Here is a 21,045-nt window from a genome sequence, read left to right on the forward strand (position 1 = left end):
TCTGCCGTCCTGACCGCAGTGATGGCTGAGGGAACCTCGTACTCGCGACGCCGTTGTGCCTCACCAATGAGGTCCGGCGCTTGAGCGAACCAGTCCCAGATATCGAGCGCCGGCCCTTCGGGCGTTCTCCGCAAGGCAAGAACAGGCTCATCGTGGGGATGCTCGTTGCATGCCTCGTTCTCGGCTTCGGCGTGCTCGCCGAGGAGGTCCTGGAAGGCGATACGACCAAATTTGATCTGGCGATCATGTCGACCCTGCGTGGGGCCGATCAGGCCTACCCGATCGGTCCGCCATGGCTTCAGGAAGCGGCCAGAGATGTGACCTCGATCGGCAGCGTGGTGTTTCTTGGCTTCGTGTTGATGGCAGGGGTTGCCTATCTGCTTCTTGTCCACAAGCGGGCTCTGGCCATTTGGATGGCAGTGGCGGTGGCCGGCGGGGAACTGCTCGGCACGATCCTCAAGCTAAGCTTCAACCGCCCCAGGCCGGAGATTCCTCATGTCACGCGGGTGTTCACTGCAAGTTTCCCGAGTGGCCATGCTATGCTTTCGGCGATCACGTTTCTGACCGTGGGCGCCCTTCTTTCACACGCAAATCAGGATTTCCGCCTCAAAGTGTATTTCATGGCCCTCGCCGTCTTTCTGACGCTGGCCGTTGGCGTAAGCAGGGTCTATCTCGCGGTCCACTATCCGACGGATGTCTTGGCCGGATGGTGCATTGGTTCTGGCTGGGCGATCCTGTGTTGGATGGTCGCTTATGGTTTCAGGAATGGCCGGAGCGGAGACTGAAGACTTGAAGGTTGTGGCGCTCATCAACAAAAGTGCCGGCGCCGTGGCGCGCAAGGGCGACATCGAGAGAACCGTGCGGGATGGGTTCGCCGAACGTGGCGTCGAGGCCGATGTGCGACTGGTGGAAGGGCGTGAGATCGGAGAGTTCTCTCAGCGCTTCGTTGCCGAAAACAAGTCGAGGTCCGGCCATGGATCGATATTGGTGGTGGGCGGTGGCGACGGCACTCTCGGCAGCGCGGCCTCGGCGCTGGCGGGGACGGATGTGGTGCTTGGCGTCCTTCCGCTCGGCACATTGAACCACTTTGCCAAGGATTTGGGTGTGCCGCTCGACCTGACGGCGGCGATCGATACAATCGCGACCGGCAAGCCTGTCACGGTCGATGTCGCCGAGGTCAACGGCCGAGTCTTTCTCAACAATTCATCGATTGGGATCTATCCGTTCTTTGTTGCAAAGCGTTCAACCGAACAGCGCCGCCGCGGGTTCGGCAAGCTTGCCGCCATCGGACCCGCCCTGATGAGAACGTTGAGATCCGCCTCGTGGCAGGCTGTCCACGTCGCTGCCCAAGGCACCCGCGAGAGGCTGCGGACGCCTTGCGTGTTCGTCGGCAACAATTTCTACGACATCGCCGATCTTGGCCATCGCCGCAGCCTCTCGTCAAAGGAACTCTGCGTTTACGTCGTCAAGCAGCAGTCGTGGTTTGGGCTGGCATTGCTTCCTTTCAAAATCGCGTTCGGCATGATCGACGCGACCCGAGATCTTGAAATTTATCGCGCCAACTCGCTGCAAATCACATCGCATCGCCACGCCATGCTGGTTTCTCTGGACGGCGAAGCCGTCAGCATGGACACGCCCCTGAATTTTCAGGTTCGGCCGGCGGCCCTGAAAGTCATCGCACCAGCCAGAACGAACAAAACCGGCGACCGTAGCTGAAAGCGGAGAACTTCAGTGAGAACCCTGGTCCATCTTTCGGATTTGCACTTCGGAAAGACAGAGAGCCAGCTTGTGGACGCGATCACGGCAGAGGTTCTTGCAGTCGACTCTGATCTGCTCGTCGTTTCGGGGGATCTTACGCAGCGCGCCCGGAAAGACGAATTCCTGCAGGCGCGCGCCTTTCTCGATTCCCTCCCTGGCCCCCGCATCGTAGTGCCAGGCAATCACGACGTGCCGCTCTGGAATGTCTTCGCGCGTGCGGTGACGCCTCTGTCGCGTTACAGGCGCTACATCGAGGCGGACACGGACCCGTTCTACGCCGATAGCGAAGTCGCTGTGGTCGGGATAAACACAGCACGATCCCTGACGATCAAGGACGGCAGGATCAACGTCCGTCAACTCGAGGCGGCGACGGAAAAATTCGCACATATGTCCGATGACGTTACCCGGATAGTGGTCACGCATCATCCTTTCGAAGGGCTAGACCTGGAAAACGACGACGGCATCGTGGGCCGCGCCGATCTGGCAATGGATGCCTTCTCGCGCAACGGCGTAGATGTCATATTGTCTGGGCACCAGCATCTTCACCGCGCTGGTTCGAGCGCACGGCGCTACCTCATCGACGGCTATGCGGCGCTGCTTGTTCAAGCGGGGACGGCGGTTTCTTCGCGGGTACGACAAGCTGCAAATTCGTTTAACATCATTCGCATCGAGCACCCGAGGATCTCTATCGAATGTCGGGCATGGCAGTCTTTGCAGTCCGGGTTCGAAACCTCAGCCAGTTATTCCTTTCGGCAAGGTTCAGGCGGATGGGAACCCGCTTGAATTGCGTTGGGAGAGAGCGTCTACATTTCCAGAATCTGCCGACGTACGGCTAAAGCTGAGATTCGATGGGGAGGTGCCTGACCAGGGCGGCCAGGATGCGGCGGAACCATGCTGCCTCGGGTTCGCGCGTATAGGTTTGCAGTCTGCCTTCATCGCTGCCATGCCAGCGAAGAACCTCGTTCTTCAATTCGAGCCGGTAGCTCGCTTCCGGCGCTATCTCCGATTTGAACCTATGCTGCAGTTCCGCGACCAGATTTTCGTCTTCAAAAAGCACTCCCATTTCCGAATTCAGGGATACGGACCGAGGATCGAAGTTAAAAGATCCGACGAAACCGATCCTGTTGTCGACGCTGAACGCTTTGGTGTGCAGGCTGGCGCCCTTGGATCCAAATACGGAAATCTTGGGCTGCCGGCTAAAGGGTTGGAGCTCGAAAAGCTGCACGCCCATTCTCAGCAAGCGCTTGCGATAGTTGGCGTATGCCCCGTGGACCGCGGCGACATCGGTCGCGGCCAAGGAGTTGGTCAACACAGCGACCTGCACCCCGTCGTCGACGAGGTCGCCGAGGATTTTTGATCCCTTCTTGCCGGGGATAAAATACGGGGACACGATTTCCACACGCTTGCGCGCCGACTGAATGATTGGGAGCAACTCCTTCATCAGCCAACCGCGCGGTCTCCAGCCTCGGACCTTTTCCGGAGGGTCGGAGATCACGCGCACGCGCTCGACCCAATGTACGTTGCTGCTCGCCGATATGAACTCGGCGATGGAGCCCTTGTCCCTGACCCCGCTCAGAAGCGTCGACTCGGTTTTCTCCTCTCTTCCCTCGAAATAGGGGGTATGCGAGCCTGGAGCGGCTGCACCGAGTTCAGCTATTGGCTTCGCGTCCTGGCATACCCAGAAAGTTTGGAAGATCTGTGCGGTTTGCTGGACGGCGGGACCGAGAAGCAGCATGTCGAGGTCACGGAAATTCGTCTCCGCCGCGTCAAAATATGCATCGCCGATATTGCGCCCACCGACAATTGCGATGTTGTTGTCGGCAATCCACGCCTTGTTGTGCATCCGCCTTGTCAATGCAAAAAGCCGCAAGAGGACTTCCGCGCCGCGCATGAGGCCGCGCGCTCTGATGCCGCTCGGGTTGAACAATTTGAGTTCGATGTTTGGATGGTTGCTCAGCGCCAAATAGGCGGCATCGCTCTTGCGCGGATTGACGTCGTCGAGCAGCATTCTGACCCGTACGCCTCGCTGGGCCGCCCGGACAACTTCCTGCAAAAGCAAGCGCCCCGTGTGGTCGTCATGCCAGAGATAGTACATGAGATCGAGAGTGCGAGCCGCGCCCCTTGCCGCCAAAACACGCGCGGCGAACGCATCGTAATTGTCAGAAATCAGCAGCAGGCCGCTCTTACCTGCTTTGATTTTATCGGCCGATGTTTGCGTAATCGAGACGTCCATGAATTGACCGGTTTCGGAGGAGATCGAGGCGCCGTTTCATTAGGTCAAGAACCCGCGAGCGCCGATCTGGTTGCACGAGGGCCTTGAGCCTGCTGATAGTCGAAGAAAGCTGGCGTTTAATATTCAGGTGGCTCGCCCATTTCGTTGCGCTGCTTCTTGTTCGAGCATGGCAAGCTTTTCGCGGATCTCCTCCGGCTCGGCATGCTCCAGGCCGACCACGTCGTTTCTGGTCTCCCTAAGCGAAACGACGATCTCATCGAGCTTAGCGTGAATGGCCGCGGTATCGCGATAGCCCTGTATCAGGACAACACCAGTGATCACGATGGCGGCCACCGAAAGGACATAAGTGACCGCGTTGGTCAGTCCGAATGGCACCAGCGCGGTGCACAATACCATTGCGACCATCATGACGTAGAAGCCTGGCGGCCGGGAAAGGAAGTCGGCCGTCATAAACAGGATCCGGTTCATTCTAACGGCTCCATGATTGTGAAGCCGTGGCTCGTTCCTGCGCCAAACGCCGAAGTGGATACAACCACACCATCATATCCTGGCCAGAGCGAATACGGCTACCAGCGCGGTCAGAGCCACGCAAATGGGCACTGCCAGGAGGAAACCGGCCTCTATGAGGCGAGTCTTTTTGTCATTGAACATCCAACCACCCGTCGCTGGCTAAATTGAAGTTGACGGGTTCGCTCGCCACTAAAGCAGCGAGCGAACCGTTATCAACGCAGGAAGGGACATAGCTGCGCGGATTTTGAAATGTGGACTGTCCAGGTTCAGCCAAGGGATATTCCGATGACGAGCAGGGATATGACCAAGACGAAAACTGGCGCCAGCAACCAACGCGCTTGACCAACACTTCTGTCCATGAATTCTTTCCTTCAGTTCCGTGGCTGACAACTTCCGCGACAGATGACCGTTCCAAGCTGCACCGACGGCAAGACCATTGCGGAATTCGACCGGACTTTGGTCCAACCACCTCCTCCGACTGAAGTCCTCCCAAGGGAACGATTGCATCCACGCCAAGTTGGCAGCTGAGCTTCGACACCACCGATCGGAGCCAATCTCACGAGGAGTAAGATTATGAAATTGCATCTGTCTGCCGCAGCCGCGGCATTTTTTCTGCTCGCAGGCGTCGGCGTCGCGGCGGCCGAGGACATCATCATTCAGCCGGAGCAGGAAACGGTTATCCGTGAATATGTGAAGAAGCAGCCGCTTGCTTCGGTGAAGGTTCCCGGAGTGGAACTCAACATCGGCACGGCGCTGCCTGACACGGTCGAACTTCGCGAAGTTCCCAACGTCAAATACCGCTACGTCGTGATCGACAACCGGACCGTTCTGGTCGATCCAACCACCCACAAGATCATCAAAATCTACGACTGACCGGCCTTGCCGGCCAAAGCCCGTCGCCTCTCCCGGCGACGGGTTCCAACTGACGGTCATAAGATGCAATATCTCATCTTTGGAAACGCCTGCTGCAAAGCTGAGAACAAAGTTCACGGACGTGAACCTTACCGCGGCGACATGAAGGTGTTTCGAAAGGTCGCATCGGTGATGGCGGAGTCTGATTGACGGCGCCGACCTGATCGCCGCCTTTATCTTAATGGCGATTAGCCCATTCCTGGCCATTGGCCTAAGGTGATCCGGTCGCCAGCGGCTATGGCGTCGGGGTTGGAACAAGGAAACGCCATGACTTCGACAGCAGCGCTGATCTGGTATCTGGTAATTGCCGGCCCGCAGGGCGGCATGGCGGTGTTGCCGAGCACTTTCGACAAGCGGGAACGATGCACGGCCGCCATTGCCGAATACCAGAAGCAGCCAACGTCGACGGGCTGGACCCTGCAGTGCGTCCCCAGCGCTTCACCATTCACAATCAATGGATCCTCCGAGTAGCGCAAGGCGGTCAAGGCCGGGCATAGCAACGCCTCCTTTGGCGCGACCTCTGCTTAGGCCTTAGGATCGACGGCCGCTCCGAGCAGATTGATATGTTCGGTCGCAATTTTGAGCAGGGTTTCCGCAGTCTCTTGCGCTGTCCATCCCTGGGCCTCTGATTCAGCCACCAAGGCCGCGAACGCCGCTTCCAGGGCCACCTCACAGTTGACCGCCCGATCCGGACTTCCTTCCGGCAATATCGGCGGTTGAATGGTCTGGGACATGCGCGATCTCTTCCAAAAAGGGGAAGCCCGCGCCTTATCGAAGAATGCGGGCCGATCAAGGTTTCTGGCCCGATCTTCAGCAGTGGCGCGAGGGAGCGTTGCCTGCCGCAATCACCAACCCTCGGAAGTCACATATGTTCCAGACCAGCGGATCGAAAGTCGCACGCATCGACCGCTGCGAACCGTGACGGGTCACTTGGGAAAATCAGGCAAGGGATGCTCGATAGCATTGAGGATCGTGCGGTAAAGACTGTCGACCTCTTCATCGATTTCGGCCCGCTTGATCCCGAGCGACTTGGCGTCCGCTATTAGCTTGTGCGTGAGTTCATCGACCAGGAGGACATCTGCCTTCATCATCCTGGGGACATTGTTAGCGATCCATTGATCCAGAAAGTCGATTCCGCGTGCACTCATGGAGCGATAAGCTCGACCGCAAGGTTTAAGTTCCGCGTTTCCTCTAACGGCCCAACGGTCGCCTGGATAGCGAAACCAGCTCATCCTCATCGACGACGCCTGCCATGTAGTTGCCTATAATTCTGGAGGCGATTGCGTCACGCTCGTCGGGTGATTGATTTTCGAGCTTCAACTGCTCGAACACCCGGCCCAGCAGAGCCATTTCGGCCGGATCAAAAATACCAGCCTCAGTCGCCTTTCTCCGAATTGGCATCATTCTCCTCCCAATAACCCTGCAAGGAAGCGTGCCGCAAAACCTGTTCGCCACGCAAGTGTTTCACCAGAACATTCGCCCGCTGGTCCGCCAGTGTTGCATTGTGGATCCCACGCGACGATAGCCCGAAGCTCGGTCGACGCACGGGCAAATTGGGATTGCGCCCAGTCGCAGCATGAGCCGACATGACCCTCGCAGATCACCAAACCAATTTACGCTTCAGGATGCCGAAACCAGGATCGGTTGCCTCAAAGCTCCTCCCTCCTATGGACCGCTCCCCTGGAGAGCAACTCACGCACCGCTCGTATGTGATCCTAGTTCATAACTCACAGTCATTCCTGCCTGCCTTTGACTTCCCGTCAACCTAGCTGTCCGAAAGGCGCGTCGGTTGGATGGGCCGCTTCAACATCCTGACGTCGCTTTTTGGCTTTCATGCCGGAACCAGTCGGCAAGCGTGAAGTTCCTCCTGTGCCTTGATTGAGAAGGCAACAAACCAGGAGAAGAGGACGCACGTCGCGCTTACCAAGCTCGCGGAGTCGGCGGTCAACGTCGCAGCAGATGCGGCTTAACGGGTTCATCGCGTTGTAGAAGCCTCGGTCAATTGTTCGCCAGGCTCATCCGAACAATCAACGCATCGGCGTCTCAGGGCGCGAACAGGAGTATGACATGGGCTTTTTCAGCAGATTCTTCTCCGGCCTGGGTCGCAAGGCGCCAGCCGACAAATCGAGTGGAGACATGCGCAAGGCAACCGGCGCCGGCCCAGCTATCGCGGCTCATTCCAAGGACGCCAAGACGTCGGCGGCGACCGGTCAAAATCCAGCGGCGGCCAAGAAGAAGTCCGCCAACTGACCGCGGATGTTTCACGCGCCGAAAAAGTGAGCCGTTCGGTTGACGATCTGATCGGTAGCTTCCTCGAGCGCCGCCTCGATGTGAGATCGGCTTCACTCAACGCTTTCAACTTTTTATCCTCTGATGGGCACTTGTTCGAACGTCGATTTGTCTGAAAAAGATGCGCGCCTGCCGAAAATCATTCTGCAGCCCGACGACGTGGTCGCTCTTTGAGGCGTAGCGGGAACAGCTTTGCCGCTCACGACGTTGAGGACATGAGTCAGGGCATTAGGAGGCGAATTGGTGGAAGCGCTCGACCGCAACCCAGGCCCGGGTCGTGGCAGCCCACTGGTCGCTCGCCATCGAGTTCTGGCCGAATGTGGCGCAAAGTGAGGACAGCACCCGGCAATAATGCGTCGTTGATCGACGGAGAAGCCGCAAGTCGCGCTGCATCAACAACTGAACAGAGCAAGGCGGCTCTGAGATCAGAGGATGGCGATCGCGGGCGCGACGCGGCGTGGCCATCCCAGATACCAGCCCTAGGCTGGAAGGATATTTTCTGGCGCCTGTGGGAGGAATTCAACAAGGACCGGGTTCTGCTCGTCGCGGCCGGTGCCACGTTCTACTTGCTGCTGGCGCTCTTCCCGGCTTTGGCTGCGTTCATTTCAATTTATGGCTTTGTCGCGGACCCGGTTACGGTTGCGGACCATGTCGCATATCTCGGCGGATTGCTTCCGTCAGGGGGGCTGGACCTCATTCGAGGTCAGCTGCAAGCCTTGGCCATGCAGAAGCCCGGTGCTCTTGGCATAGGCTTCTTCATCGGCCTTGGTATCGCACTGTGGAGTTCCAACAGCGGCATGAAGGCCCTCTTTGATGCGATGAACATCGCCTATGAGGAACGGGAGAAACGCAGCTTCATCACGCTCAACCTGATGTCGATCCTGTTCACCGTCGGAGCGTTGCTTATCGGCATCGTGCTGCTCCTGACCGTGGGCGTCGTTCCCGCACTTTTGCGCTATTTCTATCTTGATGCGTGGACAGAGACGCTTGTCGCAGTATCCCGGTGGCCGATACTGGTCGCCGCGATGCTGACCGGAATATCCCTGCTTTATCGCTTCGGACCGAGCCGCGAACGCGCCAAGTGGCGCTGGCTGAGTTGGGGCGCCTTGATTGCGACCGCAGCATGGATCGCAGCGTCGTGGCTGTTCTCGTTCTATCTGCAGCATTTTGCCAACTACAACGCCACCTACGGGTCGCTCGGCGCTGTTGTCGGTTTGATGATGTGGACGTGGATTTCCGTCATCATCCTCATTGCTGGCGCAGCCATCAATGCCGAGATGGAGCACCAGACAGCGGTGGACTCGACCACCGGCCCTCCACTGCCCATGGGCAAGCGGGGTGCCGTGGTAGCGGACACTTTGGGCAAAACCGCAGACTGACTATCTAGCGAACACGCACTGTCAGCGAGAATGCGTGTTCGGGTCCTGTCAGCGCCTGGTCTGCTGGGGTCACCTGAGACAACGTGCTTTCAAGGAAAAATTGAACAGCGATGTCGATACCGCGTCTGCTTTCATGCGGCGCCCGCTGCCCTACCCCTTGCCGTGCAACCAAAACCGAGTTCCGCCGTTTTGTCCGGTTCGATATTTCGGGGGACATCTTGGGACCATCCAGCAAGGACAGGGCGAGCGCCGCGTTTCGCAGCGCCGGAGAAATGGCTGAGCGTATCGGTTCGTTTGGTTGGGGCGCTACATCTATCGGGCCGGTCTCTTCATGGCCCACAGAGCTGGAGACACTCGTCGATCTCATTCTAGGCTCTGCACAACCTATGTTTGTCGTCTGGGGCCAGGACCGCATCTGGCTCTACAACGATGCCTTCATCCCTATCCTTGGCCGCAAGCACCCGACCGCTCTCGGGCTGCCCAGCCAACAGGTCTGGGCAGAGGCATGGGAGACGATCGGCCCGATGTTTGATCTGGTTTACCAGGGCCAATCTGTACATATGGACGACATTGAGATCCGAATCGACAAGCACGGTGCGCCGGAAGAGACCCATTTCGCGTTCTCCTACAACCCCATAACGCAGCCGGAGACTGGGACGACCGGCGGTCTGTTTGGCGTCTGCACGGAAACCACGGATCGATTTCTGGCCGAAAAGCGCGAACGCCTCGCTGCTGAACGTCAGATCCATCTGTTCGAACAAGCACCAGGCTTCATCATTATCATGCGCGGTCGCGACCATGTCGTTGAATTCGTGAATGACGCCCATCGCCAGGTTTTCAACAGCGGTGATTGGCTCTCGAGACCCATTCGAGATGCCGTTCCCAGCCTGGAGGGACAAGGTTTCTTTGAACGCCTCGACGACGTCTTCCGCAGCGGTACGACGTTTGAAGCGCAGGGCCTTCCGGTCCGATTTCGCCGCTCGGCGGATAGTCCCGAGGAGACGCGCCACCTGACGTTTATCTACGCTCCCCTCTACGACGGCGGGAACCTCATCACAGGGATATTCTGCGAAGGGTTTGACGTCACCGAGACATTTCGTGCGAGAAAGCGGAGTGCTGCGCTCGCTGAGCTTGGGGACCTCGTGCGGCTGGTCGAAGACCCTGACGACCTGGCCTACGCCGCAGCCGAAATCATTGGGCGGGAACTGGATGTAAGCCGGGCCGGATATGGAACGATCGATCTCGCGAACGAGACCATCTCCATCGAACGCGACTGGAACGCCCCGGGGATCAAGAGTTTGGCCGGGGTGCTGCATTTCCGCGACTACGGCACGTATATCGATGACCTGAAGCGCGGCATCACTGTTGTCCTTGAGGATGCTGACACAGATCCGCGGACAAGCCAGAACCCTGAGGCACTGAAAGCGATCAGCGCTCAATCCCTGATCAACATGCCGGTCACCGAACGGGCTGGCTTTGTGGCCCTGCTCTACCTCAATCACAACAGGCCTAGATCCTGGTCGACAGAAGAGATCGAATTCGTTCGCGAGATGGCGGAGCGAACGCGTACCGCAGTCGAACGACGGCGCGCGCAGGCGGAGTTGCGACAGAATGAAGCTCGCTTGCGCTTCCTCGACGCACTGGGGAAAGAAACCTCGAAAAGTTCGGACGCGGACGCGGTGCTCGAGATCACGACTAGGATGCTTGGCGAGTATCTCGGCGTCGCAATCTGTGCCTATGCCGATATGGAGCCTGACCAGGACCACTTCACGATCCGGGGAGACTGGCACCGGCAAGGGTCTTCGAGCATCGTCGGCTACTACAGTCTTCGGGATTTTGGCCAGCTCGCCGTGGGCAAGCTCCATCAGGGCCTGCCTCTGATCGTCAACGACAATCACGTCGAGTTGCCGCTCGAAGAAGCTGCGACGTTCCAGGACATCGGCATCGCCGCCACCATCTGCATGCCCCTTGTCAAGGAGGGGCGCCTGACCGCGCTGATGGCGATCCACGACAGCGCTCCGCGGGTCTGGACTCAGAATGAGCTTGCACTTCTCACAGAGGTAACGGAGCGGTCGTGGGCGCATATAGAAAGGGTGAGGTCGGATCAGAGCGCTGCCGAGACCGCGGAACGCTTGAGCCTGGCTACCCAGGCGGCCGCAATCGGCATCTGGGATTACGACCCGGTCGCTGACCATTTGCGGTGGGACGCACAATGCCGGGCGTTGTTCGGCATTACGTCGGACGATGAGGTTACCTATGAGGGCTCCTTCATCGCCGGCCTCCATCCAGATGACCGTATCCGGGCAGATGAGGCGGTCCGGCGAGCAATCGCTCCAGACAGTCTTGAAGGATTTAACATCGAGTACCGAACAATTGGCCTGGAGGACAGGATAGAGCGTTGGGTGGCGGCGAGCGGCCATGCCATTTTCGAAGCCAGCAAGGCCGTTCGATTTATCGGCACGGTTATCGACATTTCGGATCGCAAAAAAGCAGAGCGCCACCTCAAGATCATGAACGATACCGGCGCGGCGGTCGCTGCGGAACTCGATCTCGACAAGATCGTGCAAATCACCACCGATGCCGGCGTCGAGCTTTCCGGAGCCCAGTTTGGGGCTTTCTTCTACAACGTGCTCGACGCTCAGGGCGGCAGCTACATGCTCTATGCCCTGTCAGGCGCTCCGCGCTCGGCCTTCCAGAATTACCCCATGCCACGTGCGACCGCGGTGTTCGAACCGACTTTCCTCGGGAAAGGCGTCGTTCGGTCGGACGATATCCTCAAGGATCGGCGGTACGGCAAGAATGCGCCGCACAAGGGCATGCCGGAAGGCCATCTCCCGGTTCGCTCCTATCTGGCCGTGCCAGTCGTGTCGAACTCCGGCGAAGTTCTAGGCGGTTTGTTCTTCGGACACGCGGAGACCGGCAAGTTTGGTCCTGAACACGAAAGTGCCCTTCTGGGCATCGCCGGCCATGCCGCAACCGCGATCGACAATGCCCGCCTCTTCCAGTCAGCCGAACGCGAGCTGTCTGAAAGGCGGCGTGCCGAGGCCGCACTGCAGACGCTCAACTCCACGCTGGAACAACGCGTCATCGACGAAGTGGCGGAACGTTCGAAGGCAGAGGAACAGCTGCGGCAGGTTCAAAAGATGGATGCGGTCGGTCAGTTGACAGGTGGCATTGCGCACGACTTCAACAACATGCTTGCCGTCATCATCGGTGGGCTCAATCTGCTTCAGCGCAAATTGTCCAAAGGTGAGACAGACGTCGGTCGGTTTGTCGAAGGCGCCATGGATGGGGCCCACCGCGCCGCCGCCCTCACCCAGCGGCTGCTGGCCTTCTCACGACAACAACCGCTCAAGCCGGAGCCTATCAACGCCAACCGCCTGGTCGGCGGAATGACCGAGCTGTTGATGCGCACACTTGGGGAAACGATCAAGGTCGAGACGGCGTTCGGAGCCGGCCTCTGGCAGGTCAAGGCCGATCCCAGTCAGCTTGAAAGTGCCCTGCTCAACCTGTCGGTCAACGCACGCGACGCCATGCCCAACGGCGGTAAGCTGACCATCGAGACGTCGAACGCCTATGTCGATGAGCGATACGCTCGTGAGTCCGCCATTGCGGCCGGACAATTCGTGCTGATTGCAGTTACCGATACCGGCACGGGTATGACCACGGACGTCCTCGCCAAGGCCTTCGATCCCTTCTACACGACCAAGGGCGTTGGCAAGGGCACCGGGCTTGGCCTGAGCCAGGTTTACGGTTTTGTCCGGCAATCGGGCGGCAACGTAAGAATATACTCCGAGCCCGGCGTTGGCACGACGATCAAGATCTATCTGCCACGGCATTATGGCGGCACCGAGCAGGATTCTCCCGAGCTCAAATCAAGGTCGATAGATGGCGGCGTGCCAAGCGAAATCGTCATGGTGGTTGAAGACGAGGATCGCGTCCGCGCAGTATCGGCCGAAGCATTGCGCGAACTTGGCTATACGGTCGTCGAAGCCAGTGGTCCTAACGAAGCGATCAAGATGATTGAAGCTGGACAGCAATTGTCCCTGCTCTTCACCGACGTGGTTATGCCGGAGATGTCCGGACGTCAGTTGGTGGATATCTTGCGCAGGGGCAATCCCAAGCTCAAGGTTCTCTACACCACGGGCTACACGCGCAACGCCATCGTTCACAACGGAATCCTCGATCCTGGAACGCAGCTTTTGCCTAAGCCTTTCAGCCTTGAAGACCTTGCCGAAAAGGTGAGGACGATTCTCGACGATCCTTCATAGTGCCCACCAGCCGAGCAGATCTCGAAGCTTGACGCGCTCGGCGCTTCCATGGCCGCCGGCGATCTCCCATTGCCCGAACAGTGCCGGATCGTGACCGAGGAAGCCTGGAAGCTGAGCCAGCTTCTGGAATGTTTGCACAACAGCTTTGATGTCTTGCCACGGGCCCTTCAAGATCTCTGCAAGGCAGTCCTCGTTTCCATCAACCAGTGATCTGGCACGAACGCCTCCGCGGCACCCCCGACGCCGAGTGCCTAATGTTGCAATATTTGAGTGGCCGGAATTGCGTGTGTGACTCGGATATAAAAGGCCGGTCTACGTGGCGGCTCTCCAACGATTTCTGCTGAAACGGTGATCCAAACTGATTGCCCTCGCTTCGGTGGGGGAATCGACAGGAATCTTTGTCTCGGCACAGTTACCGCAGACGGACTTTCGACGCTGCTGTTCATAAGTCAGCTTGTTAAGAGGCCTCCGCGTTTTGGCTCTCCATCATGAGCATCCAAAGTTCGGCAAGAACAGCCTGCGCACGCTTTTCATGTCGGAACCAAAGCGATCGCACAATGTTAAGCTGGCGAAGGGCCGTCTTAATTAGTTGAGGATCTTAAATGAAAGCCGTCATACTTGGTGCTTTGGCACTGTGCCTTCTCGTACCGTCCGTGGCCTCGGCCGACGCGATCGTAGTCCAGACTCATCGACATCACCGACACCATCACTGGAACAATGACCGCGTGGTTGTCTACCGTGAAGGACATCGTCTCCATCACCGCCGCCATGGGGATATTGCATTCTACGACCACGGCCGCCGTCATCACCGCTCCGACGCCGTCATTATCCGAGGGCCGATGGATAGATCGCACCATCGTCACCGCCACGTTGTCATTCAGCAGGAGGACAACAACGGATATTGACCGAAGCCTTTTGGCCCGGCTCTCAAACTGGAGAGCCGGGCATCACGCACGTACGATTTAGTGAGTGGAGCGGCCGCGAAAGCAGCACGAAACCGACTCCATGGCGCTGGTCACCATGTTCTTCGCCGGGAGCTTGGGTGCGCAGCAGGGCGGCGGCTCAATAGGCGGCGGTTGCTGGCGGAGCGGTCCGAGAGCCATCCAGCTGTCTTCGGCACGCCAGCGAAGCCGGGCATTGTATCGCAATCGGCAAGACCAGATTTGCGCTGGAGCCCCATCTGTTTCGATCAAGCACCCGCTTGAAGTTGGATACGTGAATGGAAAAGATCAGGAGATTGCTGGCTTTCTGCTTTGTGGTCGTCAGCGCTAGCGCGATAAATTTCGAACTTACCCCTGCGGTCTCGGCCGCGCCTGTAGATGCGGTGGCGATTGCCGACCACTTCTCATCCGTAAAATCCATGTCCGGGGACTTCGTCCAGTCTGACCCAAGAGGTGAAAAGACCAGCGGTAGATTTTTTCTCCAACGCCCGGGAAAGATTCGGTTCAATTATACCGGCCAATCAGGGATCAGCTTAATCGCAGATGGACAATCCGTCGTAGTCTATAACAAAAAGCTGAAGACATCGCGCCTCTATGCTCTTTCGAAGACGCCGCTCAAGCTTCTACTGGACGACAAGGTCAAATTCTCTGGCAATCGCCTCAAAGGCATCAAAGACGATGGCGCCCAAGTTACCATCAAGCTGGCCGACAAGTCGGCCTTCGGAAACTCGAACATCACTATGGTCTTCGATAGGAAATCACTCGATCTGCGCAGATGGAGCATCACCGACGAAAGAGGACAGAGCACGACAGTCACTCTCTCGAATGTGAGGGAAGGCGTTCGTGCCCCTCCAGGCACCTTCATGATCGACTACGCTGCAAATCGTGAATTCAACACCACAACGAAATAGCTGCTAGTCTTTTGCGCTTGTCACTCCACGTCGATCGAGGAGAGGCCCGCCGAAATCGCTCGACAGCCAGTCAATGGAACGAAAAGCGGGCGTCGGCAACCTGCCCCATCGCAATACGGAAGAGCAATGGTAACGGCATCTGACGTCGAGTTTCCCTTACCCTTGAACACGCAGCCTATGGAGGCACGCACGGCGGAGGCGTTGCCGCGAGAAGACGGTCTCTGGCAGTACGAACCGAAATGGGATGGCTTCCGCTGCATCGGCTTCAAGAGCGGCAAGGCTGTCGACCTCAGGGCAAAATCCGGCAAACCGCTCGGTCGCTATTTTCCAGAACTGATGGCGGCCTTGAGTGCGCTTGCGGCAACCGAATTCGTCATCGACGGTGAAATCATAGTGGAGATCGAGGACCGTGCCTCTTTCGACGCGCTGCAGATGCGGCTTCATCCCGCAGAGAGCCGCATCCGCAAGCTCAGTCGAGAAACTCCCGCGCAGCTGGTCGTCTTCGACATGCTTGTGGCCCCGGGAGGTCGGCTGCTGGTCGAACTGCCATTGCACGATCGGCGCGCAGAAGCTGAAGACTTGGTTGCCAAGGCAAAGACCAAGACCTTGCGGCTTTCGCCGGCCACCACGAGCCTGGCGACGGCGGACAAGTGGTTGAAGGGTGCTGGTACCGGCGGTGCCACGGACGGCGTCGTGGCCAAGCTGCTCAACGATCCCTACAAGCCGGGCGAACGTGCGATGGTGAAGGTAAAGCCCCTGCGCACAGCCGACTGCGTAGTGGGTGGGTTCCGCTATCAAAAGGGCAAACGACAGGTTGGATCGCTGCTGCTCGGGCTATACAATGGCGATGGTCTGCTCGACCATGTCGGCTTCACATCAACCATCGCCAATGACGAGCGTGCGGTGCTGACGCAAAGGCTGGGACATCTGCTTGGCGGATCCGGCTTCACCGGCAAGGCGCCGGGCGGCCCGAGCCGCTGGAGCACCGAGCGTAGTGGCGAATGGGAGCCGGTCAGACCGGAGCTGGTCGTGGAGGTTCGCTTCGACCAGGTCACCGGCAACCGCTTCCGGCATCTAACGAAGCTTTTGCGCTGGCGCCCGGACAAGGAGCCAAGCCAATGTACGTTTGGGCAGATAGAATAGTCGAAGCCTACTCGTGCGCCAGGTGCGCTATCGATGTGGCTGATCTTCGCGCATGGCGTTATAGACAAGCAGGCCCGCGGCTAATGACACGGCAGCGCCGACCATATCGCTGCCCGTCAGCCCTAAATAATAAACGAAAGCGAATGTCAGCTCGGCCATGGGTTCCACCAAAAGGGTTCTCCGAGACAACCCTTAAGGATCGCTAATGTTCCAATCGTTTGAGTCGAGGTCACCGCCGCCGAAAACGGCAGCCATAGCGTGTGCGAGGGCCGCTGGTGGCTTGTTCTGTTCTGGGCAAAGGAGATGCCTAAGGCGGCCATGTTCAACGCCAGGATTGAAGGCATCGATACCGCTGCGGCCTTCAAGTCGAAACGCTGCCTGATCCCTGCCGATGGCTTCTACGAATGAACGATCTCGTTGGCCGGCGGCAAGAAAGATCCTTGGCACATCTACCTGCCGGACTACGCGCCTTTTTCGTTCGTCGGGCTCTGGGCGTATAACACTAATCTCGATGTCGCCAGCTGCACAATCATCCCCAGCCGGCCGGCGAGCCGAATGAAAAACCCACGACCGGCAGCCGGCAATCCTCGACCAGGCCTATTACGACGCATGGCTCGACCCGGGGACGCCGAAGGAATATCTGAAAGATATCCTCAGCCACGACATCGACGGCCAGTTGCAGTTCAACCGAGTTGGGCGCGACGTCAATTCGACCGTCATAAACAGGCAGCCGAATGATCACCCTGCCCTGGTCGGACCGATCAATCCGCTATGAGCGACCCATCAAGCTTGCCGAAGGCATGACGGCGGCGCGGCAAAGTGGACGGATCGAAAATCATGTCTGCGAGTTTGACGTGTGCGGGAAGCGCGCGCCGTTCGGATTTGCAAAGCCGACAACCATCACATTGGTCTGTTTCGAACATCGCGAACACGGCGACAGCTATTTGGCGGGGGGTGAGATGATCAGTCGACCAAGAGAAGCGAACGATTATCCAGACCGAGTCATCGACTGCCAGGAGGCGATGGAGCCCGGCTTCCAGGCCATCGTTGATTGCATGCTGCGGTCACTGAAGCGGCTGATCGCAGCGGACAATATGACTCAGAAAGAGAACGCGAGGACGGAAACACAGCTCGCAATCGCTCGGGCCATGATGCGCGCCGGCAGGCCATTTTAGGGTCCTAATCGGGATTCCGATGAATGGCGGTGGTGCTGGGGTGAGGCTTAGGAAGGAGCCGGGCCACAAGCTTCCCGACGGTGAAGCAGGCATCATCGAAAAATGCGAGATGTAGGCTCGCCGAGAATAACCCCAACGAAATCTCAGCGAGCCAGCCGCCCCGGCATGAGGGACATAACAGGGCGACTAAATTGCTTTACGAGCCCGCCCTCCAAAAAGTTGCCTGAAATCGTCAAGCGCATCCGAAAGGGAGCCTTTAGCTTACCCCCTGGAACATTTCGACGCGTGCTGGATTAACACGGCATCCGTTGGTTGGTGGCAGGACCAGAGTGTGATTTCGATAACCCCCGATGGTTCAGAAGAGAAACCCCCACGGATGGGCATCCTTCCAATCATCGCGGCTACCGTTTTTGTTATGGCGGTGGGATGGTCTGTCTTTGAATTGTTCATCGAACTGCCAAAAACGCAATGGAACAGTCAGACGGAAGAAAGCCCCGGCTCGGCGTTCAATGGCGTACCAAGCGACCAAAACCCTAAGTTCGGCAAAAGTGCCCCTTCAAGGCTGGGCGGCGATTGAAGCTCTTGCCGACGCGGGTGGCCTCGGCCGCATCAGAAACCATACGCGGCGCCGAATGTTCCATCGCGCACCGTCAACGCTTCTTCGGCGTCGGCTTGATCTCCTCGACCCGCACCTGTCGCCGATCTACTTGGCTGGTGCGAGTGCTTGTACGAAAATTCTGATTCCGATGAAACCCATCGGCTCCTCCATTCGTTTTGAGCACCGGTTTTGCCCGAGTGGAAGAGACGAAGTGCCATGCCCTTGTCCGATGAACTGCGCGATGTAGCGATCGAGTTTCACTGTCCGGTCTGTTCATATCCGACGGTGAGAAAGGGATCCTGGCTGAGAACGGTCGGCAGCTTCAAATGCGAAAGCTGCGAGACGAAGGTGAGGATTGGCTACGAAGACAAGCTGGCGATTTTTGAGCGCCACCTGAGAAAACGATAAACCGCTGGTTCGTTGAGATGTTTCTCTGGTTGATTCCTGCTGATCGAAGCCTCCGGCAGTGGTTCGTCCGTGTGGTCGATGGCGACGAAGAACTGACCCGATCATTCGAATTGGATTCGTTCGCCCTGGCGTACGCCGAAGGCCAACGACGACGCCTCGGGCTTCCTGTCTCCGATCGGCTGTAGCCAACGTTGGGGAATGGCCGGTGCGGTGGGGGCGTTGGGGCACGACGGACACCGCACCGGCCATTGCGGTGGGGGCTCGGGTTCCTCCCCGCGTAATTGACTTACCCCTACGTAAGCCATCCCGCAATTAAGCCTGTTGACCTACGCCGCAGGCGGCCGCGCCAGGTCCTGTTCCCATTCCATCGGATGAACGGAGGATCGTCGCCGGTGATACCTTAGGCCGAACCGCCTCCAAACCAGTGAATGAACTCGACTTCCTTGCCGGTCACTTCTCGCACCGTCTTCAACAGAGTCTCATGCAGAACACGCGTTGCCCGGTAGTGATCACATGTAGGCGATATCAGCGGCTTCATGATGCTCTTGTGCAGCGCTTCCTCTGCTATTGCTCGAAGGCGGACCTTGGGCCCGCCTTCGACGTCCGGCTAGATTCAGCCGCCCATCTTCTTTGCCATGGCGCAGAAATCTGCGTGCGACTTGTTGAGCGTGGTATCGCCGCAATCTTTCAACACCGCTTTCTGTTCATCGGGTTTCATGGCCGCCCATGCGGTCTTGAAATCCTTTTCCGTCTTCAATGTTTTCATGCCGGCATCGGTGAAGAACGGCGACATCTTTGCCGGATCGTCGAGTGCAGATGTGTTGCCAGCGGCAAGAGCCGAACCGGTCATCATGGAAAGCGCAATCGCGCCCACTGTGAGCATCTTGATGTTCATCTGAGTATCCTCCTGTCACGATTCAACAAGACGTGACCTATAAAAGAAACGTCCATTTGCCCGAACCGGTTCCCGGCTGCGCCCTTACGAATTGGCAATTACTAATCGCGCCAACGCTTGCCGGTTGGTCGCCGCAGACAGCCGCCTTTAGGTGTCCCCTGTCAAAATCACGCTGAGTTCACGCCAGCGGGACGAAGCTTGATCGTGAAATCGGCCGGCCGGGCCTGCCTTAGAAGCCAGAACGAGCGAGCAGGTCGGATCGAGTGCCCTCGCCAAATGTGGGGTCGTTGAAGCGCGGCGCGTTGCTGGGGTGGAAACTCGCTAAGAAGGCAAAATGGCATGGTTGTCATAGAGAAGCAGTTAACAAGGTCTGGTGTTGCGGCTTTGGTTCCGAGGCGCTGGAACATTAGACCTCGCTAAAGGTTGCCAGAGCGGGCGGCGTTCCAACACTTCAGCAAGTCCCGCGATCCTTGGCCGTCTGCCGCTGCCGTAAAATGGGCGGCGGTTCGTCAATCGGAGAGATGCGATGCCCCTGTCCAATGAACTGCGCGACGTGGCGATAGAGTTTCAATGTCCGGCCTGTTCACACTCGACGAAAAAAATGGGTTCGTGGGTAACAACGATCGGCAGTTTCAAATGCGACGGCTGCAAGGCGAAGGTGCGCATTGGCTACGAATACAAGCTGGCGATGTTCGAACGCCACCTAAGACAACGGTGATTTCACGCCGCCGGAAGATCTTACCACCGCTTAGCCTAGCACTGCCCTGGGCTTCGACGTGATCTCCTGGACCCGCACCTTGTCGCCGATCTCCTTCGCCGTATCGAACGTTGCGGCTTGTCTTGTCGTTGCAGGCTTGTCGACCATCGCTGCCCCGTAACGTCGAAAGCCCGCACTCCTCTGGCGGAGAGAGCGCGGGCCGATCGGATACCGATCTTCGGCAAGAAGGCGATTGAGGGCACCCCACCTGCCGCGCTGATCAACTTTCAGAGACAGCTAATGTTCCCGGAGACGATAGCGCGCCTCATTCGCCAATATTCGAGGGTATGTGTGCCGTGCGAGGGTTCAACCTGCGACGGCTTATTCAGACTTTCTAATTTAATATTTGACCGTCGGCGCCAAGATCGTAGGCGCCACTGTCGTGCACCGAAGGAAAAGCCCGGTTGCGCCCCCCGCGCCGGGCTTTTTCCTCTATCCCCAGAAGAGCGGTGATCTATGGGCAAGACTAAGGTCTTGCTCCTTGCCCAGCGAAGGTCTGACGTTACCACTTTGGTTCCGGTAACATTCGTTGGACGTTCCGTATTTTAGCCAAAACTGATGTATTCTGATTCAAGTGGGCGGCGCTAAAACGCTTAGGCCGAGCCGCCCCCAAACCAGCGGACAAACTCGACTTCTTTCCCAGTCACTTCTCGCACCGTCTTCAACAGCACCTCATGCAGGGTTCGCGTTGCGCGGTAGTGATCGCATGTAGGTGAGATGAGCGGCTTCACGATGCTCTTGTGCAGCGCTTCCGCTGCTACCAGGAAGCTTTCGATTTCAGCTTGGGATAACTGCTTGGAAGGTTTGGTTCTGGCCATTGGCGATCTCCGTTTGAATGAAGGGTCGCCGCAACGGGAGGATTATA

25 protein-coding genes are annotated in these 21,045 nt (G+C 58.0%); 15 read left to right on the forward strand and 10 right to left on the reverse strand.

Translation table 11 applies throughout. The features are described 5' to 3' along the window. Positions 1-80: 80 nt before the first annotated feature. Genes AB4Z43_RS04930 through AB4Z43_RS04940 form a run of 3 tightly spaced genes read left to right on the forward strand, consistent with a single transcriptional unit; the run spans position 81 to position 2,541 of the window. Entirely contained in the window at positions 81-785 is a 705-nt protein-coding gene (locus AB4Z43_RS04930) for a phosphatase PAP2 family protein (protein ID WP_240565270.1), read from the forward strand. Between the two features lie 13 nt (positions 786-798). After that, the gene (locus AB4Z43_RS04935; protein WP_441937058.1) at positions 799-1,716 is read left to right on the forward strand and encodes a diacylglycerol/lipid kinase family protein; all 918 of its coding nucleotides are present in this window, start codon (positions 799-801) and stop codon (positions 1,714-1,716) included. A 15-nt stretch (positions 1,717-1,731) separates the two neighbouring features. Continuing rightward, the gene (locus AB4Z43_RS04940) at positions 1,732-2,541 is read left to right on the forward strand and encodes a metallophosphoesterase family protein (protein WP_038648749.1); all 810 of its coding nucleotides are present in this window, start codon (positions 1,732-1,734) and stop codon (positions 2,539-2,541) included. A 49-nt stretch (positions 2,542-2,590) separates the two neighbouring features. On the opposite strand, the gene AB4Z43_RS04945 is transcribed toward AB4Z43_RS04940, so the two are convergent. Next, positions 2,591-3,991, reverse strand: coding sequence for a phospholipase D family protein (locus AB4Z43_RS04945; protein ID WP_441936226.1), 1,401 nt, complete (start codon positions 3,989-3,991; stop codon positions 2,591-2,593). 123 nt (positions 3,992-4,114) lie between these two features. Next, positions 4,115-4,459 (reverse strand): low affinity iron permease family protein, encoded by a 345-nt coding sequence (locus AB4Z43_RS04950; RefSeq protein ID WP_010915342.1) that lies wholly within the window; start codon positions 4,457-4,459, stop codon positions 4,115-4,117. A 615-nt stretch (positions 4,460-5,074) separates the two neighbouring features. Between AB4Z43_RS04950 and AB4Z43_RS04955 the strand changes: the two genes are divergently transcribed. Both AB4Z43_RS04955 and AB4Z43_RS04960 read left to right on the forward strand, forming a co-directional pair. Further along, on the forward strand, positions 5,075-5,374 hold the full coding sequence (locus AB4Z43_RS04955) for a DUF1236 domain-containing protein (RefSeq protein ID WP_038648754.1): 300 nt from the start codon (positions 5,075-5,077) through the stop codon (positions 5,372-5,374). A 306-nt stretch (positions 5,375-5,680) separates the two neighbouring features. Continuing rightward, positions 5,681-5,884 carry a hypothetical protein gene (locus tag AB4Z43_RS04960; protein WP_441936228.1) on the forward strand — a complete coding sequence of 68 codons (204 nt, stop codon included), beginning with the start codon at positions 5,681-5,683 and terminating at the stop codon, positions 5,882-5,884. A 53-nt stretch (positions 5,885-5,937) separates the two neighbouring features. On the opposite strand, the gene AB4Z43_RS04965 is transcribed toward AB4Z43_RS04960, so the two are convergent. The 3 genes from AB4Z43_RS04965 to AB4Z43_RS04975 all read right to left on the reverse strand — a co-directional run bounded on the left by AB4Z43_RS04965 (position 5,938) and on the right by AB4Z43_RS04975 (position 6,817). Then, on the reverse strand, positions 5,938-6,147 hold the full coding sequence (locus AB4Z43_RS04965) for a hypothetical protein (protein WP_019859928.1): 210 nt from the start codon (positions 6,145-6,147) through the stop codon (positions 5,938-5,940). A gap of 192 nt (positions 6,148-6,339) precedes the next feature. After that, positions 6,340-6,561: a DUF768 domain-containing protein gene (locus AB4Z43_RS04970; RefSeq protein ID WP_441936230.1), complete on the reverse strand. Its 222-nt coding sequence runs from the start codon at positions 6,559-6,561 to the stop codon at positions 6,340-6,342. 43 nt (positions 6,562-6,604) lie between these two features. Next, positions 6,605-6,817: a hypothetical protein gene (locus AB4Z43_RS04975; RefSeq protein WP_317452354.1), complete on the reverse strand. Its 213-nt coding sequence runs from the start codon at positions 6,815-6,817 to the stop codon at positions 6,605-6,607. A 663-nt stretch (positions 6,818-7,480) separates the two neighbouring features. On the opposite strand from AB4Z43_RS04975, the gene AB4Z43_RS04980 reads away from it, so the two are divergent. The 3 genes from AB4Z43_RS04980 to AB4Z43_RS04990 all read left to right on the forward strand — a co-directional run bounded on the left by AB4Z43_RS04980 (position 7,481) and on the right by AB4Z43_RS04990 (position 13,352). Further along, complete coding sequence (locus AB4Z43_RS04980) at positions 7,481-7,663, forward strand: hypothetical protein (protein ID WP_010915337.1); 183 nt, start codon at positions 7,481-7,483, stop codon at positions 7,661-7,663. A 356-nt stretch (positions 7,664-8,019) separates the two neighbouring features. After that, positions 8,020-9,081 (forward strand): YihY/virulence factor BrkB family protein, encoded by a 1,062-nt coding sequence (locus AB4Z43_RS04985; RefSeq protein WP_019859932.1) that lies wholly within the window; start codon positions 8,020-8,022, stop codon positions 9,079-9,081. Between the two features lie 110 nt (positions 9,082-9,191). Beyond that, positions 9,192-13,352: a GAF domain-containing protein gene (locus AB4Z43_RS04990; RefSeq protein ID WP_441936233.1), complete on the forward strand. Its 4,161-nt coding sequence runs from the start codon at positions 9,192-9,194 to the stop codon at positions 13,350-13,352. Here the strand turns inward: AB4Z43_RS04990 and AB4Z43_RS04995 are convergent. Next, complete coding sequence (locus tag AB4Z43_RS04995; RefSeq protein ID WP_171903309.1) at positions 13,347-13,523, reverse strand: hypothetical protein; 177 nt, start codon at positions 13,521-13,523, stop codon at positions 13,347-13,349. The genes AB4Z43_RS04990 and AB4Z43_RS04995 overlap by 6 nt on opposite strands. 410 nt (positions 13,524-13,933) lie before the next feature. Continuing rightward, a complete protein-coding gene (locus AB4Z43_RS05000; protein ID WP_032920686.1) occupies positions 13,934-14,221 on the reverse strand; it encodes a hypothetical protein in 288 nt (95 codons plus the stop codon). 350 nt (positions 14,222-14,571) lie between these two features. Here AB4Z43_RS05000 and AB4Z43_RS05005 point away from each other — a divergent pair, with 350 nt between their 5' ends. Both AB4Z43_RS05005 and AB4Z43_RS05010 read left to right on the forward strand, forming a co-directional pair. Further along, entirely contained in the window at positions 14,572-15,204 is a 633-nt protein-coding gene (locus AB4Z43_RS05005; RefSeq protein ID WP_441936236.1) for an outer-membrane lipoprotein carrier protein LolA, read from the forward strand. Between the two features lie 126 nt (positions 15,205-15,330). Further along, the gene (locus AB4Z43_RS05010; RefSeq protein WP_441936238.1) at positions 15,331-16,347 is read left to right on the forward strand and encodes an ATP-dependent DNA ligase; all 1,017 of its coding nucleotides are present in this window, start codon (positions 15,331-15,333) and stop codon (positions 16,345-16,347) included. Positions 16,348-16,374: 27 nt separating this feature from the next. On the opposite strand, the gene AB4Z43_RS05015 is transcribed toward AB4Z43_RS05010, so the two are convergent. Beyond that, positions 16,375-16,506 (reverse strand): hypothetical protein, encoded by a 132-nt coding sequence (locus AB4Z43_RS05015; protein WP_020628965.1) that lies wholly within the window; start codon positions 16,504-16,506, stop codon positions 16,375-16,377. Between the two features lie 144 nt (positions 16,507-16,650). Between AB4Z43_RS05015 and AB4Z43_RS05020 the strand changes: the two genes are divergently transcribed. From AB4Z43_RS05020 to AB4Z43_RS05035, 4 genes are all read left to right on the forward strand, one after another. Further along, positions 16,651-16,755, forward strand: a complete 105-nt coding sequence (locus AB4Z43_RS05020) for an SOS response-associated peptidase family protein (RefSeq protein WP_244748379.1) — start codon at positions 16,651-16,653, stop codon at positions 16,753-16,755. 175 nt (positions 16,756-16,930) lie between these two features. Next, positions 16,931-17,122 (forward strand): hypothetical protein, encoded by a 192-nt coding sequence (locus AB4Z43_RS05025; protein ID WP_244748429.1) that lies wholly within the window; start codon positions 16,931-16,933, stop codon positions 17,120-17,122. Positions 17,123-17,306: 184 nt separating this feature from the next. Continuing rightward, entirely contained in the window at positions 17,307-17,522 is a 216-nt protein-coding gene (locus AB4Z43_RS05030; protein ID WP_064982228.1) for a hypothetical protein, read from the forward strand. A gap of 376 nt (positions 17,523-17,898) precedes the next feature. Beyond that, positions 17,899-18,099, forward strand: coding sequence for a hypothetical protein (locus AB4Z43_RS05035; RefSeq protein ID WP_147377461.1), 201 nt, complete (start codon positions 17,899-17,901; stop codon positions 18,097-18,099). 1,042 nt (positions 18,100-19,141) lie between these two features. On the opposite strand, the gene AB4Z43_RS05040 is transcribed toward AB4Z43_RS05035, so the two are convergent. Further along, positions 19,142-19,423: a hypothetical protein gene (locus AB4Z43_RS05040; protein ID WP_019859945.1), complete on the reverse strand. Its 282-nt coding sequence runs from the start codon at positions 19,421-19,423 to the stop codon at positions 19,142-19,144. Positions 19,424-19,949: 526 nt separating this feature from the next. Here AB4Z43_RS05040 and AB4Z43_RS05045 point away from each other — a divergent pair. After that, positions 19,950-20,141: a hypothetical protein gene (locus AB4Z43_RS05045; protein ID WP_027047172.1), complete on the forward strand. Its 192-nt coding sequence runs from the start codon at positions 19,950-19,952 to the stop codon at positions 20,139-20,141. A 632-nt stretch (positions 20,142-20,773) separates the two neighbouring features. Here AB4Z43_RS05045 and AB4Z43_RS05050 read toward each other — a convergent pair. Further along, positions 20,774-20,998 carry a hypothetical protein gene (locus AB4Z43_RS05050; protein WP_019859949.1) on the reverse strand — a complete coding sequence of 75 codons (225 nt, stop codon included), beginning with the start codon at positions 20,996-20,998 and terminating at the stop codon, positions 20,774-20,776. Positions 20,999-21,045 lie beyond the last annotated feature (47 nt).

Source organism: Mesorhizobium sp. 2RAF45 (assembly GCF_052115225.1).
GTDB classification, from domain to species: Bacteria; Pseudomonadota; Alphaproteobacteria; order Rhizobiales; family Rhizobiaceae; genus Mesorhizobium; species Mesorhizobium jarvisii.

Coding starts and splice junctions, on each gene's coding strand:
- AB4Z43_RS04945 (WP_441936226.1), bottom strand. CDS start 3,991: ATGGACGTCTCGATTACGCAAACATCGGCCGATAAAATCAAAGCAGGT.
- AB4Z43_RS04950 (WP_010915342.1), bottom strand. CDS start 4,459: ATGAACCGGATCCTGTTTATGACGGCCGACTTCCTTTCCCGGCCGCCA.
- AB4Z43_RS04955 (WP_038648754.1), top strand. CDS start 5,075: ATGAAATTGCATCTGTCTGCCGCAGCCGCGGCATTTTTTCTGCTCGCA.
- AB4Z43_RS04960 (WP_441936228.1), top strand. CDS start 5,681: ATGACTTCGACAGCAGCGCTGATCTGGTATCTGGTAATTGCCGGCCCG.
- AB4Z43_RS04965 (WP_019859928.1), bottom strand. CDS start 6,147: ATGTCCCAGACCATTCAACCGCCGATATTGCCGGAAGGAAGTCCGGAT.
- AB4Z43_RS04970 (WP_441936230.1), bottom strand. CDS start 6,561: ATGAGTGCACGCGGAATCGACTTTCTGGATCAATGGATCGCTAACAAT.
- AB4Z43_RS04975 (WP_317452354.1), bottom strand. CDS start 6,817: ATGATGCCAATTCGGAGAAAGGCGACTGAGGCTGGTATTTTTGATCCG.
- AB4Z43_RS04980 (WP_010915337.1), top strand. CDS start 7,481: ATGGGCTTTTTCAGCAGATTCTTCTCCGGCCTGGGTCGCAAGGCGCCA.
- AB4Z43_RS04985 (WP_019859932.1), top strand. CDS start 8,020: ATGTGGCGCAAAGTGAGGACAGCACCCGGCAATAATGCGTCGTTGATC.
- AB4Z43_RS04990 (WP_441936233.1), top strand. CDS start 9,192: ATGTCGATACCGCGTCTGCTTTCATGCGGCGCCCGCTGCCCTACCCCT.
- AB4Z43_RS05005 (WP_441936236.1), top strand. CDS start 14,572: ATGGAAAAGATCAGGAGATTGCTGGCTTTCTGCTTTGTGGTCGTCAGC.
- AB4Z43_RS05010 (WP_441936238.1), top strand. CDS start 15,331: ATGGTAACGGCATCTGACGTCGAGTTTCCCTTACCCTTGAACACGCAG.
- AB4Z43_RS05015 (WP_020628965.1), bottom strand. CDS start 16,506: ATGGCCGAGCTGACATTCGCTTTCGTTTATTATTTAGGGCTGACGGGC.
- AB4Z43_RS05020 (WP_244748379.1), top strand. CDS start 16,651: ATGCCTAAGGCGGCCATGTTCAACGCCAGGATTGAAGGCATCGATACC.
- AB4Z43_RS05030 (WP_064982228.1), top strand. CDS start 17,307: ATGATCAGTCGACCAAGAGAAGCGAACGATTATCCAGACCGAGTCATC.
- AB4Z43_RS05035 (WP_147377461.1), top strand. CDS start 17,899: ATGGGCATCCTTCCAATCATCGCGGCTACCGTTTTTGTTATGGCGGTG.
- AB4Z43_RS05040 (WP_019859945.1), bottom strand. CDS start 19,423: ATGAACATCAAGATGCTCACAGTGGGCGCGATTGCGCTTTCCATGATG.
- AB4Z43_RS05045 (WP_027047172.1), top strand. CDS start 19,950: ATGCCCCTGTCCAATGAACTGCGCGACGTGGCGATAGAGTTTCAATGT.
- AB4Z43_RS05050 (WP_019859949.1), bottom strand. CDS start 20,998: ATGGCCAGAACCAAACCTTCCAAGCAGTTATCCCAAGCTGAAATCGAA.